Below are 17165 nucleotides of genomic sequence, written 5' to 3' on the forward strand. Positions count from 1 at the left end.
ACGGCGGTGTTGGCTGCATTCACTTTATGAATAACGTAACTGCAATGCAGGCAATAACTTGCGGTAGTCATTGATTGCTGGATGGCTGTGAAAGGTTTTATCAGCACAACTGGAATCCGGATTTTCTATTCCCAGACAGTAGCGGATACCAAAGGTGCGCGCGGCATCCAAAATTGTTTCGCTGTCATCGACAAATAAGGTTCTGGCTGGATTCAGCCCTGTATGCTGAGTGACAGCTTGCCACAGACGTTGATCTTCCTTTGGATACCCAAATGTATGGGTGGAAAGTAATAAATCAAGGTGCTGGTCGAGGGCCGTATGCTCCATTTTTACCGCCAGGCTGTGTGGATGGGCATTGGTAAGCAAAATGGTTTGCAGGCCACGTTCGCGCAAACGGGTTAAAAATGGCTTGGTATCTTCACGCAACCGCACTCGGCTCCCGGCTTGCGTGGTCATGGCATAAATGTCTAAGTCCAGCCGCTCGCTCCAGTAATCGAAGCAATACCAATTTAAGGTATGTTGCACAGCAAGATATTCATCATGAATAATTTTATGCGCCTGATCCAGCGGGATGCCCCGATGCTGGCTAAGTGTTTCCGGTACCTGCTTTAACCAGAAATGGCTGTCGAACTCCAAATCCAGCAGAGTGCCATCCATATCCAGCAACACGGTATCAATTTCTTGCCAATTAAATTCAGGGGGCATAGCGACTCCACAATCACAACTTTGGTGATAAATAATACTAATAATAAACGAAAAAGCGCTAACGGAGGAATGATGTTGGGGCGAGGGTTTGGCTAAAGCAATTGTCATAGTAGCGTTGAATATTATCCATACGGCTACGATTCTTTAGGATGCGCTGAATTAACAAGGTGGTGTTCACCACTAAGCAGACAATCAACACCAGCAGTAATAGGCTGGTGCCGAGATAACGGCCGAGCGTTATGATATCTGGCTCGCTGTGTAACGCGATATGACGCGTGCCATTGGCGTCGGTTGTGATATTGGTGATGATGCCTTCGGCTTTAAAGGGGGTATTGAGCAGCAACCCAGAGAGCCGCTGTAATTCGCGCCACTGTTCCAGTGCACTGTAATCAAATAAGGGCACTGAAGGCACAGGATGGCTGACGAGTTGCTTGCCCTCGTCACTGGTGATCAAGAACCCCCCCGGTGGCGGGCTGTTTAAGGCTTCTGTTGCCAAATGCGTTTCACGGTAAACAAAGGATGAAGTGGCTGTTTTCACCAAATTTTCCAGTGCATCTGCACTGACTGGGCGTAACAATACATTCATGCCTTTCAACGTACCCGATTGCGCCCGTTTGACTAAGCTCGACCAATTTTTGGCATTGCCCAAATTGATCAGTGCATTTTTCAGGCGGATACAGTCAGTATCGCCACTGCATAATGCCTGTGTTTTTAGGACAATATCAGCAAAGTTATCCAGCAAAATCATACCGGACTTCTCAATTGCGGTAGCCAGTTGTGGGTTGACGTTGGTATCCGTGCCTTGAGGGTGTAATTGTTGATTGACGGTAGCCACGAGTGCCGCGGCCTTTTCAATGGTCTCTGATTCTGGCTGCGGCAAAGGGGCGGCTTTGTTCCAATAGATCCCAGAGCAATCAAAAGGGGTAAAAACAAAATTGTGCGGGCTTTGGGTATTGGGCGGCACATAGCACATACCGGTGCCCTGCGCTTTTAACATATCACCAATGCGTAATGGCATTTTTTCCAGCGCTTCAATGCTGGTGACCTGCTGACTTTGTGCCCCTTGCAACCAGGCGACACTCAATTTCAGTGGCAGACCAAGTGGGACATAAATCAGTAATAACCCCATCACCAACAGAGAGCCTGCTACGAGCGTCAGATTTTTACCCCAACGCTGCAATGGAAAATGTTTCATTTCGTCATGCAGAGACAAAAAAGGCCCCTGACGGACAACCTGACGATTGAGGTAGATATCAATATTGGTCTTTTTGCCCAGATCATGAGCAAAATAAGGCCCCCAATGAGCGGGATAAATCAGATCGACAATCCCCAGAGAGATATTGTTCATCTGACCTTGGTTTGACTCGCCGAATAACCCCCAGCGTTTAGGGATGCCACTCAAGCAATGAACCTCACGCAGATCTTTTTGAGATAGTGGGCGAAACATATTCCAGCAGGCCCAACCGGTTAAGGTGGCAGCCACAACAACCAACCATGGGAGTGTTACTGCCGGGCCGGTTAGTGCGAAAAACAGCAAAAGCAACGCCAAACAAATTGCCCCTGCTTCTTTTAGGCCATTAGAACCGTGCAGGGCATATTCTTCTGGTGTTTCTTTACGAATATTAAGCAGTTCAATGTGTTCGCTGTCGGCTTTACGAATTGATGCATTTTGCGCGACAGACGGCAAAATTGGTTGATAAGTGGCTTCCGATTGATGATTTTTAAGCGTATGGCCGTTGAGGGAAATCACCAAAGGAATTGTCTGGGTTTGGATAAGCTCTACGTCATTATCCTGAGTAATGTATTGTTCCCACGACGCGGGCAGGTGGACTTCAATTGAATCCAGATAATAGCGCCATTTATTGGGTTCATCAGTCGCCACGCCATAGCGAGTGATTGCACGAGTCACCGCATAAACATTGTCACTCTGGGGCGTTAGAGTCAGCTTTGCGGAAGAGCTTTCGCTAGTGGTCAGAGTGCGGGCATCAAAACTTGGCTGGGGTTTAAAGCCAAGTTTATCTTGCTGGTTGAGCAGGTAGTTCTCAATGTTAACCCGCTCTTCTCGGGTCAGTTTACGATGAGTGGGTTTTGCGAACAGCAAGGGTGCGGTTACGGGGGTAGGGCGGCGGGATCGAAACCACCACCACAAGCCTACTGTGATCAGGCTGGTCAGCAGTAAGGCCAAGATTAAGACTATTGTGCTCATCCCATCCCCATCCGAGCGCCCCTAACTGACGTCAACTCTATGAAAGAATGCATCATATTATGCATAAACACAGTGCAGAGTCATATAGCAGAGTTATTAAGTGAACTAGCATGTCGCCAGCTATTATTCATCAAATAACCTAATACAAGTGCTCTTCGACTGCCCGTAGACCGATAAGGATAGCAAGGCTAAAACATCGGTAATATCAGCATAATCCTATTTTCAAACACAAGTTTTAACGTGTGTTGAGCTGGGATGGGGTGAAAATTAACCGGTGGAATCTTGACTAAACTCGCTGTCATGTTAAAAACAGGTAAATTATATCTAACTGACATTGCGATAAAGGTTCTCATTAACGCACAATGTGATCAAGTTCTAATAAATTCCAGTATAAAGCGTCTGGTTAATACCAACAGGAAAAAAGTGGCTTATTAAGTAACCATAATATGGCGCGGATTATCCTGATGTGTGTTTGATAGGCAGCGAGTTTTTAATTTGGGGCTATCATGAAACACCTGCAAAAACCTAAAATACTTAAAATAGAAACGGTTGCCCACTCTCGCTTGTTTACTGTTGAAGCGGTAGATCTCGAGTTCAGCAATGGCGTACAACGTGTCTATGAACGTATGCGGCCATCGAACCGTGAAGCGGTGATGATTGTGCCGGTGATCGGCAATGATTTACTGCTGATCCGCGAATATGCCGTCGGTATAGAAGAGTATGAGCTGGGCTTTCCAAAAGGGCTTATTGATCCCGGCGAAGGCGTACTAGAAGCGGCGAACCGCGAATTGATGGAGGAGGTTGGGTTTGGAGCCAAGCGTTTTGATTATCTCAGGAAACTGACGATGGCACCGTCCTACTTCTCCAGCAAAATGAATGTGGTTATCGCGCAAGGCCTTTATCCTCAAAGTCTGGAGGGTGACGAGCCTGAGCCAATGCCACAAGTGCGTTGGCCTATTGCGAATATGATGGCGCTGCTTGATGAACCCGGCTTTAGTGAGGCGCGTAATGTCAGTGCGCTATTTCTGGCTCAGGCATTTTTTAATGAAATGGGTATCACTTGATATTAAGCGGGACCCTATAAAAAGCCGGGAAGATCTTTCGATTTCCCGGCTTTTATTTTGGCGCTAATGACCGTTCAGCCATTAGCATCAAGCGACATCATCAGAACAATTCGTGAGTCTGGCCGTTGTCCATCAATGTTGTGCCCGCTTCATGCACTGAATACTCAGTCGGTTGCGTCCCTTCGATAAAGTACTCTGAGCGGCTGCCTGGCCCACCAGTGGATAGCTTGCCCGTTTGTTTATCGATAATGACACTGACGATACCAGGTGGCGGTGGGACTTGTTTTTCCGGCAGCCCTTCAAGTGCCGCTTTCATAAAGTCATCCCATGCGGGTTGGGCACTTTTTGCCCCACCCTCTGCCCCAGAAATCTGGTCTGGTATTGCTCCTGATGCCGTACTGCGCCCTAAGTCACGGCGATGGTCATCAAAGCCAATCCAAACTGAAGTCACGGTATCTGGGCCATAACCAGAGAACCAAGCATCTTTCGAGTTGTTGGTCGTCCCGGTTTTACCGCCAATATCTCTGCGTTTCAAATCACGCCCCGCACGCCAGCCTGTCCCCATCCAACCCGGTTCCCCGAAGATGTTGGAGTTCAATGCATCGCGCATCAAGAAAGCCAGCGGAGTGCTGATGACATGAGGAGCATATTGCTCATCATTGTTGAGCTTCGCTTGGGCTGGCGTCACTTGCTCAAGTTCCGGCATCGGAACATTGCTGGCGCTATTGGTCTGTGAGGTCGCAACGTTTTCAGTATTATCGTCGGATAGCACGACAGAACGTTGAGTATCACCGTAAATAACTGGCAAATTGCACTCTTCACAAACAATCTTTGGTTTGGCTTCAAACAGCACATTGCCGACGTCATCAGTGATTTTGGTGATGAAATACGGATCGACCAAATAGCCCCCGTTTGCCAACACCGCATAACCACGTACGAGCTGCAATGGTGTAAATGACGCGGAACCTAATGCCAGTGACTCCGAATGCACAATGTTTTGTGCTGGGAAACCAAAGCGTTGCAGGTACTCAGCGGCATAATCAACACCCATGGCACGCATGGCTCGCACCATAACCACGTTCTTAGATTGGCCTAAGCCTTGGCGCAAACGAATAGGGCCGTCATAAGTTGGTGGTGAGTTCTTTGGTCGCCAGTCTGTACCCGCACCAGCATCCCAACGTGTAATCGGCAAGTCATTGAGAATGCTTGCCAAAGTTAGGCCTTTGTCCATCGCTGCGGTATACAGGAACGGTTTAATATTGGACCCGACCTGACGCAATGCTTGAGTTACACGGTTAAATTTACTTTGGTTAAAGTCAAAACCGCCCACCAATGCCTTAATTGCACCATTATTCGGGTCGATAGAAACCAGAGCCGAGTTGACATCTGGCACTTGGGCCAGCCACCAATTGTCGTCTACTTTTCTCACCCAAATTTGCTGGCCCGGCTGAACTACATCCGTGACTTTCTTCGGGGTTGGTCCTTGAGCATTATCCGATTTAAACGGACGTGCCCAACGCATACCGGCCATCGGTAGCGTTACGTTGCTCCCATCCGCCAATATGGCTGTGGCTTGCTCAGGATTCGCTTGAGTGACCACTGCAGGTAAGAGTGGGCCATAAACTGGCAAGGTTTTCAGCGAATCGATAATTTGCTCATGACTCCACGCGCTTTCACCCACTTTCCATAACACATTGGATGGGCCGCGATAACCATGGCGCATGTCATACGCCAAGACGTTGGCGCGTAAAGAGTCAACGGCAGCTAATTGGAGCTTTCTGGTGATGGTGGTATAGACCTGATAACCATCGGTATACGCGTTTTCACCGTAACGCTTAATCATCTCCTGACGTACCATTTCTGACAGGTAAGGGGCAGAAAAAGCAATTTGCGGAGCGTGGTAGTTGGCGACCAACTCTTCACTGCGCGCCTGATCGTATTGCGCCTGAGTGATATATTTCTCATCCAGCATGCGCGATAACACCACATTGCGGCGTGCAACCGCTCGGTCGTGCGAATAGAGCGGGTTGAAGGTTGACGGTGCTTTCGGCAATCCGGCAATCATCGCCATCTGGCTGAGTGTTAATTCACTGACATCTTTGCCGAAATAAACCTGTGCAGCAGCACCGACGCCATAAGCGCGGTAGCCCAGATAAATCTTGTTCAGATACAGCTCAAGAATTTCATCTTTCGTCAGTAACTGTTCAATACGAATAGCCAGAAAAGCTTCCTTGATTTTACGCATCAAGGTTCGTTCCGGGCTTAAGAAAAAGTTTCGCGCTAATTGCTGGGTAATGGTACTTGCCCCTTGGGAGGCGCGACCCGAAACCATGGCAATAGAGGCTGCACGCAGGATACCCACAGGATCCACACCATGATGCTCATAGAATCGGCTATCTTCTGTGGCAATAAACGCATGCACCATTTCTGGTGGGATTTGTTTTAATGTCAAAGGGATACGGCGTTTTTCACCGTATTGAGCGATCAATTCGCCTTCGGCGCTATACACCAACATTGGTGTTTGCAGCCGGACATCTTTCAGTGTGGCAACATCGGGTAGCTGAGGCTCAATATATTTGTACAGGCCAAATATCGAGGCTGCTCCCAGTAAAATGCAACACACTACAAGGATCAAAAAATACTTTACGAACTTCACCTGAGATTTCCCATTCAATGTCAATTGGGCAGTTTATAAACAACCGCGCCGTAGTATAAAGGCAAGCCCGTAACATGGATACGTTCTTTTATTCTCTCTCGACACGGAGGTCGACCAAGATGTACTCACAATATTGGCAGGTTGGGCTAGATATTCAAATGGAGGCTATACGCGCACTGGCTGTTGTCAGGCGCCGCTATGGCTGGCAACTACGCTATTGGTGGTCTCAAACCTTACCTTCTGGTGTTTGGCACGAAGGTATTTTACAACAGCCAGACATTGTTAGCGACAAACTCAAATTATTGCGCAAACAATTACCACGACATATTTCATTACGAATTGCATTACCTGCCCAGCGTATCTTGCAACAATCACTTCCTACACCAGATAGCCGGATGCGTGAACCCGAGCAAGAGGGCTATATTAGCGCTGCCGCCAGTCGATTATTCCCGGTCAATCGTCAAGAATTAGCGTTGGATTACCGGGCTGTAAGCACATCCGGTGGTGAGTTGTTGATGACTGCTGCTCGCCTGTTAGAAGTTCAGCAATGGCAAACCTGCTTACATCAAGCCGACCTGCCTTCGCACGTCATTGATATCACCCCTTGCGCTCTGCGCTACATGGCGACTGCTGCAGGGCTATCGGGGGCATATTACTTGGTTCATCGTTTGGCAAATGAGTGGTTGTGGGTATCGTCCAGTGATCTGCCGTTTGACTTTGGTGTGGCCGCCATTGACTTAGATGAGGGCAGCTCTGAAGCCCTTTTGCCGCAAGGGAGCAACCCACTATCGACATTATTGGCACAACTGCGATCTCGTTATCCCAAGCAAAATGTTGTCTATTCCGGCGAAAGTCGTGTGCCTTTGGCTATCTATTACAGCAGCACAGTAGATGAACCTCTTCCTGAAAATACAACCGCTTGGTCCCCTTTTACCGCATTTACCCAGTATCAGCCGCCTTTGCCGTCTTTGCCCTCGGCATTTACTTTGGCGGGAGGGCTGGCATTGCGCCCGGCGGACGCCTGATGTATCAGGTTAATTTTTCATCATGGCGTACCGAGCGCCAGTTAACGCGCTATCGATTTTGGCGCAATATCGGGTTGTGCCAATGCACTCTTTTTGGCTTGGTGCTGGGGGGGATATTGATGCAGTCACACAAAGAGCACCTCAATCAGCAGGGGCGCTTGGCGGCACTCGTACAACAGCAAAACGAATTGAGTCAGCACCACCAAAAGGTACAGCAAGCAATGGTTCAATTGCAGCAAGCAGAGCAGCGCTTGCAGTTTTATCGGCAAGTGCACCAACCCGCACGACGGTACTCAACGCTATTACAGCAACTATCACAGCAAATACCGGATAGCTGCTGGTTGGTTAGTGTCATACCGCAAAGTGAAAAACTGATTTTTGAAGCGATCAGCCAAGACTATGCCGCTATTAATGCCTTTTTGGTGCAGTTGGGTCGTATGCCATTGTTGGCCAATGTGCGTTTACACAAGATTATTCAACAAGATGACGGCAATTTTCGCTTTGTGGTTCGCGCTAACTGGTTGGATAAGGGGAATCAGGATGAATAAGCAGCTTCAACGCTGGATAGACCGGCCTGGATGGCAGATTTGTTTATACCTATGGGGCGGGCTTGGGTTGATTAGCATGATGATTTATGGCGGTATCTTGCGCCCTGAGTGGCAACTACAACAACGCGCAACCGATAAAATAGTCGAGCATCAACAGCAAATTGAGCATCAACAGTCAGCATTGGCGCAGTTACCATCGTTGCCCCACCTGCAACAGCAAATCGCGACATTAAGCGCAACAGAAAGGTCATGGCAACCATCAAGCCCAATGGCTCATTGGGTCGGTTTATGGATTACGCCGTATGGTGGGCGGGTGGTTGATTGGCAGCGACAAACTGAACTAGAGGTTGAGGCCGCCGCGGGCTCCGTCAAATACCAGCAGTGGCATGCGACTTTGCGGGTTAATTTTGATGGGTTACTTCACTTACTTAACCAGCTATCGGCAATCACATCGCCTGTCCAGATCCAGTTAATTGGGATTATGCGCGATCACTCGGCACTAATAGTGAAACTCAATTTGAAAGAATATCTGGCGGGAGAAATGCGTGAATAATTGTAACCGCAGGGTGGTCGTGGGGGGATTATTGCTGGCAGTTATATGGGGTCCTCTCGCGTACGCCGCATCATTATCATCAGATATCGGGCGTGACCCTTTTCAACCCGTGTTGGCGGTGTCTTGTAATGATGGACGAGAGAATCTTGCGACATGGCAGTTACAGGGTATTGTGCGTGGCGAAGGTTACCACTCTGGTTGGGTAAAGCGGCCAGAAGGTCAGTGGCAAAAGGTCGTGATAACAACGCAGTTGCTGCCAGATTGGCAAGTGACCCATATTAGTGCGAGCGAGCGGCAAGTCATTTTGCAACATGCTAACCCAGACAGTTCGTGCTCAGAGGGAACTGGAGCCGTGGTGTTATCAATGCGTTAATTAAGAACTCGCTTTAAAAATCAGCATTAAAAGGAATTAACCTGATGGATATTTATAAAATCAGTATTAAGAGTCGCCTTTCTTTCGCGCTTGATACCGCTCAGAAAAAATCACCTCTTCTTTTGTTTATCATGATGTTACTCACAAGCACCGTCTCCCATAGTACAACAGCCAACGAGCCAGTGACTTTAGCATTTCAGGACGCACCCGTTTCTATGGTGTTGCAGGCACTGGCTGATTATCGGCAATTGAATTTAGTTATTGCGGCCGATGTTGGTGGCAATCTTAGTTTGAGGCTCGTTGATATCCCTTGGGAGCAAGCATTGGCTACGGTCTTACGCATGAGTCGCCTGAAAGTTGAACGTGAGGGGGCGGTGATGATGGTGTTCACAGAACAGGATATTGAAGAAAGGCAGTTGCGAGATAAACAAAAGGCGGCTCCGCAGTCCCTAAGCAATCTGACAATGGCCTTGCAACACGCCGATGCTGAACAGGTCGCCGAGAGTTTAGATCTTGCCGAGGGAGGGCTACTCTCTCCTCTGGGTAGTGTGGTGGTAGATAAACGTACAAATACATTATTAATTCGCGATACTCCCGCATCATTAGCATTATTGAAAAGTTGGCTATTAGAAATGGATTTGCCTTTACAGCAAGTGCAGTTAGCGGCCCATATTGTGACTATCAGCCGTGAGAACTTACAAGAGCTGGGTGTGCGCTGGGGAATGGGGGACGAGAAACCGAATACTTCACTTAGAATGAGCGATTTTAATGTCAACTTGCCGCTACCCAATAGCGCGGTCAGTGTAGGATTCAATGTCGCTCGCATCGGTGGGCGGTTGCTGGAGCTGGAGCTAAGTGCATTAGAGCAAGAAAATCAGGTCGATATTATTGCCAGCCCTCGTTTGGTGACGTCACATCAACAAACGGCCAGTATCAAGCAAGGCTCCGATATCCCTTATACCGTCTCAAAGGGTAAAAAAGGGGCGGCAACGACTGAATTTAAAGAGGCGGTACTGGGGATGGAAGTTACCCCGAAAATACTGCGTAATGGCAAAATTACTCTAGACTTGAAAATCAGCCAAAATATGCCGGGCATGGCAATGAAGCGAGGTGATAGTGAAACATTATTAATAGATAAGCAGGAGATAAAAACTCAAGTCACCGTCAAAGATGGCGAAACCATTGTGTTGGGTGGGATTTTCCAGCAAAAAAGCAGTCAAGGTGTGAATAAAGTCCCACTCTTGGCCGAGATCCCTTGGCTGGGTGCACTGTTTAAACAAGATGCTCAACAACAAAGTCGGCGAGAGTTAGTCATTTTCATTACGCCAAGGTTAATCAGCGCTTGAGCCTGACGAAGTGCTGTTTTCTAAAAACAGACCAATCTTGGTGACTTTCTGCAACTTTTTGTGTGATAGGAGGCTTCTAAATTTGACGCTGCGTCAGATTTAGCTTACAAGGGTTACCGAATTGAGCTCCGAGGTTTTTAATAACGTTGATACGCCGATAAAAACGTATGGTTTCCCTCCCACGACGTGTACAACGATTTATTCGGTTGCCAAACTACCAGAAGTGCTGAGATAATTTTCAGTCTGATCTCGCACTATCGCTCATGAGGTTTCAGTTTAGGTCCCGCCGCTAATTTGATTGGCGGGGCGGGTTATCATTAACGAATAGTCTTAGTAATACCAAAAACATGGCAGAGAAACGCAATATCTTTCTGGTTGGGCCTATGGGTGCCGGCAAAAGCACTATTGGTCGTCAGTTAGCTCAGCAACTCAATATGGAGTTTTTCGACTCTGATCAAGAAATTGAGCGACGTACCGGAGCTGACGTGGGCTGGGTATTCGACGTGGAAGGCGAAGAAGGTTTCCGCGATCGTGAAGAAAAAGTGATTAATGAACTGACGGAAAAACAAGGCATTGTTCTGGCAACCGGTGGTGGCTCTGTTAAATCCAGAGAAACCCGTAACCGTTTGTCAGCCCGTGGCGTTGTGGTGTATTTAGAAACCACTATCGAGAAGCAGTTGGCCCGGACACAGCGTGACAAAAAACGTCCGTTGCTACAGGTTGATTCGCCTCCACGTGAAGTGTTAGAAGCACTGGCAAGAGAACGTAATCCGTTGTACGAAGAAATTGCAGATGTCACCATCCGCACTGACGATCAAAGCGCGAAAGTTGTTGCTAACCAGATTATCAACATGCTGGAAAGTAACTGATTTTAGCATTTTACTAATGCCCGCGGGCGTAAGTTAAGAAGGTTACTGGGCGCGACATGGAGAAGATTACTGTCACGTTAGGGGAGCGTAGCTACCCGATTACGATAGCTGCTGGATTGTTTGATAATCCGGCTTCTTTTGAGCCGTTAAAAGCGGGTGATCAAGTCATGCTGGTCACTAACCAAACGCTGGCTCCACTCTATCTGGATTCGCTCCGGACGGTGTTGGAACAACGCGGTATCAAAGTCGATCAGGTGATTTTACCTGATGGTGAACAGTATAAATCTCTCAGCGTACTGGAGCAGGTATTTTCTGCCCTTCTGGAGAAACCGCACGGTCGTGATACTACGCTTGTCGCCTTAGGTGGCGGTGTAGTAGGCGACCTGACCGGTTTTGCCGCAGCTTGTTATCAGCGCGGTGTTCGCTTTATTCAAGTTCCTACCACCTTACTTTCTCAAGTGGATTCTTCTGTCGGTGGTAAAACCGCAGTGAACCATCCATTGGGCAAGAACATGATTGGTGCTTTCTACCAGCCCGCATCGGTGGTGATTGACCTTAATTGTCTCAAAACCCTCCCTCCACGCGAGCTTGCTTCCGGGCTGGCTGAAGTTATCAAATACGGTATCATTCTTGACGCTGATTTCTTCTCGTGGTTAGAAGATAATATCGACGCATTACTCGCACTAGATATGTCGGCTTTAGCCTACTGCATACGCCGTTGCTGCGAATTAAAAGCCGATGTTGTTGCCGCAGATGAACATGAAACGAGCGGAATGCGCGCTTTACTCAATTTGGGTCATACTTATGGCCATGCCATTGAGGCCGAAATGGGTTATGGCGTATGGCTACACGGGGAAGCTGTTGCTGCTGGCATGATGATGGCCACGCATACGTCTTACCGGTTGGGCCAATTCTCTGCCGGTGATATTGAGCGTATCAAGAAACTACTTTTACGTGCCGGTCTACCCGTCTGTGGGCCGCAGGAAATGACGCCAGAATCCTATCTGCCGCATATGATGCGAGATAAAAAAGTGTTGGCAGGCGAACTTCGTTTGGTGCTGCCAACGGCGATAGGGAAGTCAGAAATCCGTAGCGGTATTGCACATGATATAGTGCTGGCGTCGATAGCTGATTGCCAGTAATAGGAAGTGGCATAAGACGGTATTCATAAACCTGTGTTTATAACCCAATGTTTATAACTCAATGTTTATAAGTTCTATGCTCATAAGCTCTATGATGCTGTATCATAAGAACATCATATTCCTTTGCTACGGGCGGTCTAGCCCGTTTGCAGCCAGTAAAATCAATCAGCCGGGCCGCAGTGATAACGGCGGTAGGCTTTTGCCTCTAGTTGGAGGGTTTAGATGGATGATTTAAAACCGGAAGACGATCTGAAGCCAGATAGCAGTGACCGTCGTCCTACTCGTGCCCGTCGTGCTTCGACTGGGCCTAAGCTTGCGGTTTCGCGCCAACATATGATGATTGGTATCGGCATTTTGGTGCTGTTGTTGATCATTATTGCCATCGGTTCAGCGCTTAAGGCACCGACAGAGCATGAAGCATCCCAACAGAATCCGAATGTGGATGCGGCGAGAAACATTAATCTGTCAGATTCCGCTTCACTCACCAGCGGCAACAACACACAACCCGGTGTGGCAAACAATGCCAGCGACGGTCATGATGCCAACGGCGTGAGAAATACAGCCCAGCCACAAGATATTAGTGTTCCGCCTATCTCTCCGACACCGACCGAGGCCGCGCCACTGTCTTCTGTAAATGGCCCGACCCAGCGTGTTGAATTGCCGGGCAACATGTCTGATGCACTTTCTCAGACACAAGGGCAAGTCGATACTTTGTCTCAGAACATGAACGACGGTCAGGTATCAACCTTACCGACAGCACCGGCAACGGTTTCTGGCTCGAAAGGTGCGAAAGCGCCAACGGCACGGGAAGCAACGACTCATCCAGTGCAAAAACAAGCCACCACAGCGACCAAGCAACCGACTGTTGGTCATAAGGGGCCGACAACTGCAGTTTCACCGGCAGCCTCTGCGGTCACTAAATCGGGTTCTACGAGTAGCAGCAGTACATTGAAAAATGCACCGGGTAGCCATTTTACGATACAACTGAGCAGCGCATCACGTTCTGATACCTTGAATGCCTATGCTAAGCAGCAAAAATTATCTGACTATCATGTCTATGAAACTAAACGTGATGGTAAGCCTTGGTACATCTTGGTGAGTGGTAATTATGCTTCTTCTGCTGAGGCAAAAAGAGCGATTGCGACACTACCAGCCGATGTTCAGGCTAAAAAACCGTGGGTTAAACCTGTACAGCAAGTACAGCAAGACCTTAAAAAATAAATCATTCTTATTTGTGCGCTGATGTGCTGTCTGAAACAGAGTACAATCTGCGGCTCTGAATTATTAAGTAGCTAACTGACGGCATGAAGAAAAACCGCGCTTTTTTAAAATGGGCTGGTGGGAAATATCCGCTGGTTGATGACATACGACGCCATCTTCCAGCGGGAGACTGCTTGATAGAGCCATTCGTCGGTGCGGGTTCGGTGTTCCTTAACACTGAGTATGAGTCTTACATACTGGCCGATATCAACAGCGATCTTATCAACCTCTACAATATCGTGAAGGACCGCACCGATGATTTTGTGCGGGATGCTCGCGTTTTATTTACTGGCGATTTCAATAATTCCGAACAGTTTTACCTGCTGCGGCAAGAGTTTAACGCCAGTACCGATGCCTATCGCCGCGCATTATTATTTCTCTACTTGAATCGCCATTGTTATAACGGTCTGTGTCGTTATAATTTGAGCGGTGAATTCAATGTGCCTTTTGGTCGTTACAAAAGACCTTACTTCCCAGAGTCAGAGCTGTATTGGTTTGCTGAAAAATCGCAAAATGCTGTTTTTGTTTGTGAGCATTATCAGGAAACGCTATTAAAAGCTGTGCATGGGGCGGTGGTTTATTGCGATCCTCCGTATGCGCCATTATCGGCGACGGCTAATTTTACGGCATATCACACCAATAATTTTGGTCTTGCGGATCAACAGAATCTGGCTCGTCTTGCTTATCAGCTTTCTGCAGAGAACAAGATCCCGGTTCTGATTTCTAATCACGACACAGAATTGACGCGCGATTGGTATCATCAGGCGTCACTGCATGTGGTCAAAGCGCGTCGTACTATCAGCCGTAATATCCTTGGCCGTAGTAAAGTGAACGAGCTTTTGGCGCTGTATAGCTGAGTGGATATTGCTGCTCGGTAAAGATTCAAACCCAATGATTTATGAAATAAAAAGCTAACGTAGATAATGATAAAGTTATTACTTATCAATTAATTATTTAAATTTTGCCGGCATTTCATAAAACAAAGAGACATGTTTGGAGAAGCGGATGAAAAAGTTTTTAATTGCCCCGTCTATTCTGTCAGCTGATTTTGCTCGTTTGGGCGAAGACACTGAGAAGGTGCTGGCCGCCGGTGCTGATGTTGTGCATTTTGATGTGATGGACAATCATTACGTTCCTAACCTGACCATCGGCCCGATGGTATGCAAGGCGTTGCGTGATTATGGTATTACTGCGCCGATTGATGTGCATCTGATGGTAAAACCGGTTGACCGTATTGTCCCGGATTTTGCCAAAGCAGGAGCTACCTATATTTCATTCCATCCAGAGGCCTCTGAACATGTTGACCGCACTTTGCAGCTCATCAAAGAGAGTGGCTGTAAGGCGGGCTTGGTGTTCAACCCAGCCACGCCTCTGAGCTATCTTGATTATGTGATGGATAAGCTGGATGTCATTTTGTTGATGTCGGTAAACCCAGGTTTTGGTGGGCAGTCATTTATTCCCGAGACGCTGAATAAGTTACGCCAAGTGCGTAAACTCATTGATGACAGCGGCTATGATATTCGTTTAGAAGTGGATGGCGGGGTGAAGGTAGAGAATATTCGTCAAATAGCCGACGCCGGTGCGGATATGTTTGTCGCCGGATCCGCTATTTTTAATCAGCCAGATTATGCTGCGGTCATTGATGCAATGCGCAGTGAATTGGCGATGTCTGCCAATGGCTAAATTTGATTCGATCCGTGGTGTGGCTTTTGATCTAGATGGCACGTTAGTCGATAGTGCGCCGGGTCTTGCCAGTGCGATTGATATGGCGTTGCAGCACCAAGGCTTACCGGCAGCCGGTAAAGATTTGGTGTCGACCTGGATTGGTAATGGCGCTGATGTCTTAGTTGAGCGGGCTTTGCGTTGGGCTGGCCGTGAGCCAGATGTGCAGGCGGTTGCCCATATGCGCGAGTTGTTTGACCATTATTATGCTAAGACGGTTGAGCAGGGAAGCCAGCTATTCCCACAGGTGAAAGCCACCTTGGAACAACTGGCCGCCGTTGGCTTGCCTATGGGGCTGATTACCAATAAGCCTACACCGTTTGTTGCCCCGCTGTTGGCGTCACTGGGTATTGCCGATTATTTCTCCGTCATTATCGGCGGTGACGACGTGGTAGTGAAGAAACCCCATCCGGCCCCTCTGTATTTGTTATTGGCTAAACTCGGCTTACGCGCCCATGAAATGCTGTTTGTCGGTGATTCGCGTAATGACATTATGGCCGCGCAGGCGGTGGGTTGCCCAAGTATTGGGTTAACCTATGGATATAACTACGGCGAAGCTATTGCCACCAGTCATCCGGACTGTGTGCTGGATCACTTTGCCGATCTGTTGCCCGCCATCGGGCTGTCATCTTTAAAAGATCAGGAAGTATAAAATGAGTAAACCCACTGAATCAGCTATATCCGATAAATCAATAAAGCCTATCGTATTTAGCGGCGCGCAGCCGTCCGGCGAATTGACCATTGGCAATTACATGGGTGCACTGCGTCAGTGGGTACAGATGCAAGATGATTATGATTGCATCTATTGCATCGTTGACCTGCATGCCATTACTGCTCGTCAAGATCCGGCATTACTCAGAAAGAGAACCTTAGACACTCTGGCTCTCTATCTGGCATGCGGCATTGATCCAAAGAAAAGTACCATTTTTGTGCAATCTCATGTGCCAGAGCACTCTCAACTGAGCTGGGCGCTGAATTGCTATACCTATTTCGGTGAATTGAGCCGTATGACCCAGTTCAAAGATAAGTCTGCTCGCTATGCTGAGAACATTAACGCCGGTTTATTTGATTACCCGGTATTGATGGCGGCCGATATTTTGCTGTATCAGACTAATCAGGTGCCGGTAGGTGAAGACCAGAAACAACATCTGGAATTGAGCCGCGATATCGCCAACCGCTTTAATAATCTGTATGGCGATATCTTTAAAATTCCTGAGCCATTTATTCCTAAAGCCGGTGCACGAGTAATGTCGCTGCAGGATCCGACCAAAAAAATGTCTAAATCGGATGATAACCGTAATAACGTCATCGAATTACTGGAAGATCCTAAGTCAGTCGTGAAAAAGATTAAACGCGCCATGACCGATTCTGACGAACCCGCGGTTATTCGCTACGACACTGAGAAGAAAGCCGGTGTTTCTAACTTGCTGGATATTCTGTCTGGTGTAACTGGCCAATCTATTACTGAATTGGAAGCACAGTTTGAAGGCCAAATGTATGGTCATTTAAAAGGTGCGGTTGCTGAAGCGGTTTCTGGCATGCTGAGTGAGTTGCAGGCGCGTTATCACACTTATCGTGAAGACGAGGCCTTCTTGCAGGAAGTGATGCGTGAAGGGGCGGCGAAAGCACGTACTCGAGCACAAGATACATTGGCGAAAGTGTACGAAGCTATCGGTTTTGTCGCGCATCCGTAAGG

At 47.9% G+C, this 17165-nt stretch carries 16 protein-coding genes; 13 read left to right on the top strand and 3 right to left on the bottom strand.

Going from position 1 to position 17165, the window contains the following annotated elements; all coding sequences use genetic code 11:
* Positions 1–24 precede the first annotated feature (24 nt).
* Together yrfG and ACIOG0_RS00855 are read right to left on the bottom strand one after the other, a co-directional pair.
* A complete protein-coding gene (yrfG, locus tag ACIOG0_RS00850) occupies positions 25–705 on the bottom strand; it encodes a GMP/IMP nucleotidase (protein WP_050099550.1) in 681 nt (226 codons plus the stop codon).
* Between the two features lie 58 nt (positions 706–763).
* Positions 764–2911: an intracellular growth attenuator family protein gene (locus tag ACIOG0_RS00855; RefSeq protein ID WP_050295736.1), complete on the bottom strand. Its 2148-nt coding sequence runs from the start codon at positions 2909–2911 to the stop codon at positions 764–766.
* 506 nt (positions 2912–3417) lie between these two features.
* On the opposite strand from ACIOG0_RS00855, the gene nudE reads away from it, so the two are divergent.
* Entirely contained in the window at positions 3418–3975 is a 558-nt protein-coding gene (nudE, locus tag ACIOG0_RS00860) for an ADP compounds hydrolase NudE (RefSeq protein ID WP_050099552.1), read from the top strand.
* 100 nt (positions 3976–4075) lie between these two features.
* On the opposite strand, the gene mrcA is transcribed toward nudE, so the two are convergent.
* Complete coding sequence (mrcA, locus tag ACIOG0_RS00865) at positions 4076–6631, bottom strand: peptidoglycan glycosyltransferase/peptidoglycan DD-transpeptidase MrcA (protein WP_050099553.1); 2556 nt, start codon at positions 6629–6631, stop codon at positions 4076–4078.
* Between the two features lie 119 nt (positions 6632–6750).
* Between mrcA and pilM the strand changes: the two genes are divergently transcribed.
* From pilM to trpS, 12 genes are all read left to right on the top strand, one after another.
* Entirely contained in the window at positions 6751–7656 is a 906-nt protein-coding gene (gene pilM, locus ACIOG0_RS00870; RefSeq protein WP_050099554.1) for a type IV pilus biogenesis protein PilM, read from the top strand.
* Positions 7656–8204 carry a PilN domain-containing protein gene (locus ACIOG0_RS00875; RefSeq protein WP_050099555.1) on the top strand — a complete coding sequence of 183 codons (549 nt, stop codon included), beginning with the start codon at positions 7656–7658 and terminating at the stop codon, positions 8202–8204. The genes pilM and ACIOG0_RS00875 overlap by 1 nt, the downstream gene beginning before the upstream one ends.
* Positions 8197–8757, top strand: coding sequence for a hypothetical protein (locus ACIOG0_RS00880; protein ID WP_050099556.1), 561 nt, complete (start codon positions 8197–8199; stop codon positions 8755–8757). The genes ACIOG0_RS00875 and ACIOG0_RS00880 overlap by 8 nt, the downstream gene beginning before the upstream one ends.
* Positions 8750–9130 (top strand): pilus assembly protein PilP, encoded by a 381-nt coding sequence (locus ACIOG0_RS00885; protein WP_235895340.1) that lies wholly within the window; start codon positions 8750–8752, stop codon positions 9128–9130. Before ACIOG0_RS00880 ends, ACIOG0_RS00885 begins: the two co-directional genes overlap by 8 nt.
* A gap of 131 nt (positions 9131–9261) precedes the next feature.
* Positions 9262–10476, top strand: a complete 1215-nt coding sequence (gene hofQ / locus ACIOG0_RS00890; protein WP_164908365.1) for a DNA uptake porin HofQ — start codon at positions 9262–9264, stop codon at positions 10474–10476.
* Positions 10477–10823: 347 nt separating this feature from the next.
* A complete protein-coding gene (aroK, locus tag ACIOG0_RS00895) occupies positions 10824–11345 on the top strand; it encodes a shikimate kinase AroK (protein ID WP_005271698.1) in 522 nt (173 codons plus the stop codon).
* A gap of 56 nt (positions 11346–11401) precedes the next feature.
* Entirely contained in the window at positions 11402–12487 is a 1086-nt protein-coding gene (gene aroB / locus ACIOG0_RS00900; RefSeq protein WP_128451420.1) for a 3-dehydroquinate synthase, read from the top strand.
* A gap of 222 nt (positions 12488–12709) precedes the next feature.
* Positions 12710–13708, top strand: a complete 999-nt coding sequence (locus ACIOG0_RS00905) for an SPOR domain-containing protein (RefSeq protein ID WP_145582065.1) — start codon at positions 12710–12712, stop codon at positions 13706–13708.
* An 83-nt stretch (positions 13709–13791) separates the two neighbouring features.
* Positions 13792–14604, top strand: coding sequence for an adenine-specific DNA-methyltransferase (dam, locus tag ACIOG0_RS00910; protein WP_050099560.1), 813 nt, complete (start codon positions 13792–13794; stop codon positions 14602–14604).
* 148 nt (positions 14605–14752) lie between these two features.
* On the top strand, positions 14753–15430 hold the full coding sequence (rpe, locus tag ACIOG0_RS00915) for a ribulose-phosphate 3-epimerase (RefSeq protein WP_050099561.1): 678 nt from the start codon (positions 14753–14755) through the stop codon (positions 15428–15430).
* Positions 15423–16121: a phosphoglycolate phosphatase gene (locus ACIOG0_RS00920; RefSeq protein ID WP_128451418.1), complete on the top strand. Its 699-nt coding sequence runs from the start codon at positions 15423–15425 to the stop codon at positions 16119–16121. The genes rpe and ACIOG0_RS00920 overlap by 8 nt, the downstream gene beginning before the upstream one ends.
* A gap of 1 nt (position 16122) precedes the next feature.
* Positions 16123–17163 carry a tryptophan--tRNA ligase gene (gene trpS / locus ACIOG0_RS00925; protein WP_050099563.1) on the top strand — a complete coding sequence of 347 codons (1041 nt, stop codon included), beginning with the start codon at positions 16123–16125 and terminating at the stop codon, positions 17161–17163.
* Positions 17164–17165: the final 2 nt, after the last annotated feature.

The sequence above is a fragment of the Yersinia vastinensis genome (assembly GCF_044905075.1).
Taxonomy (GTDB): domain Bacteria; phylum Pseudomonadota; class Gammaproteobacteria; order Enterobacterales; family Enterobacteriaceae; genus Yersinia; species Yersinia vastinensis.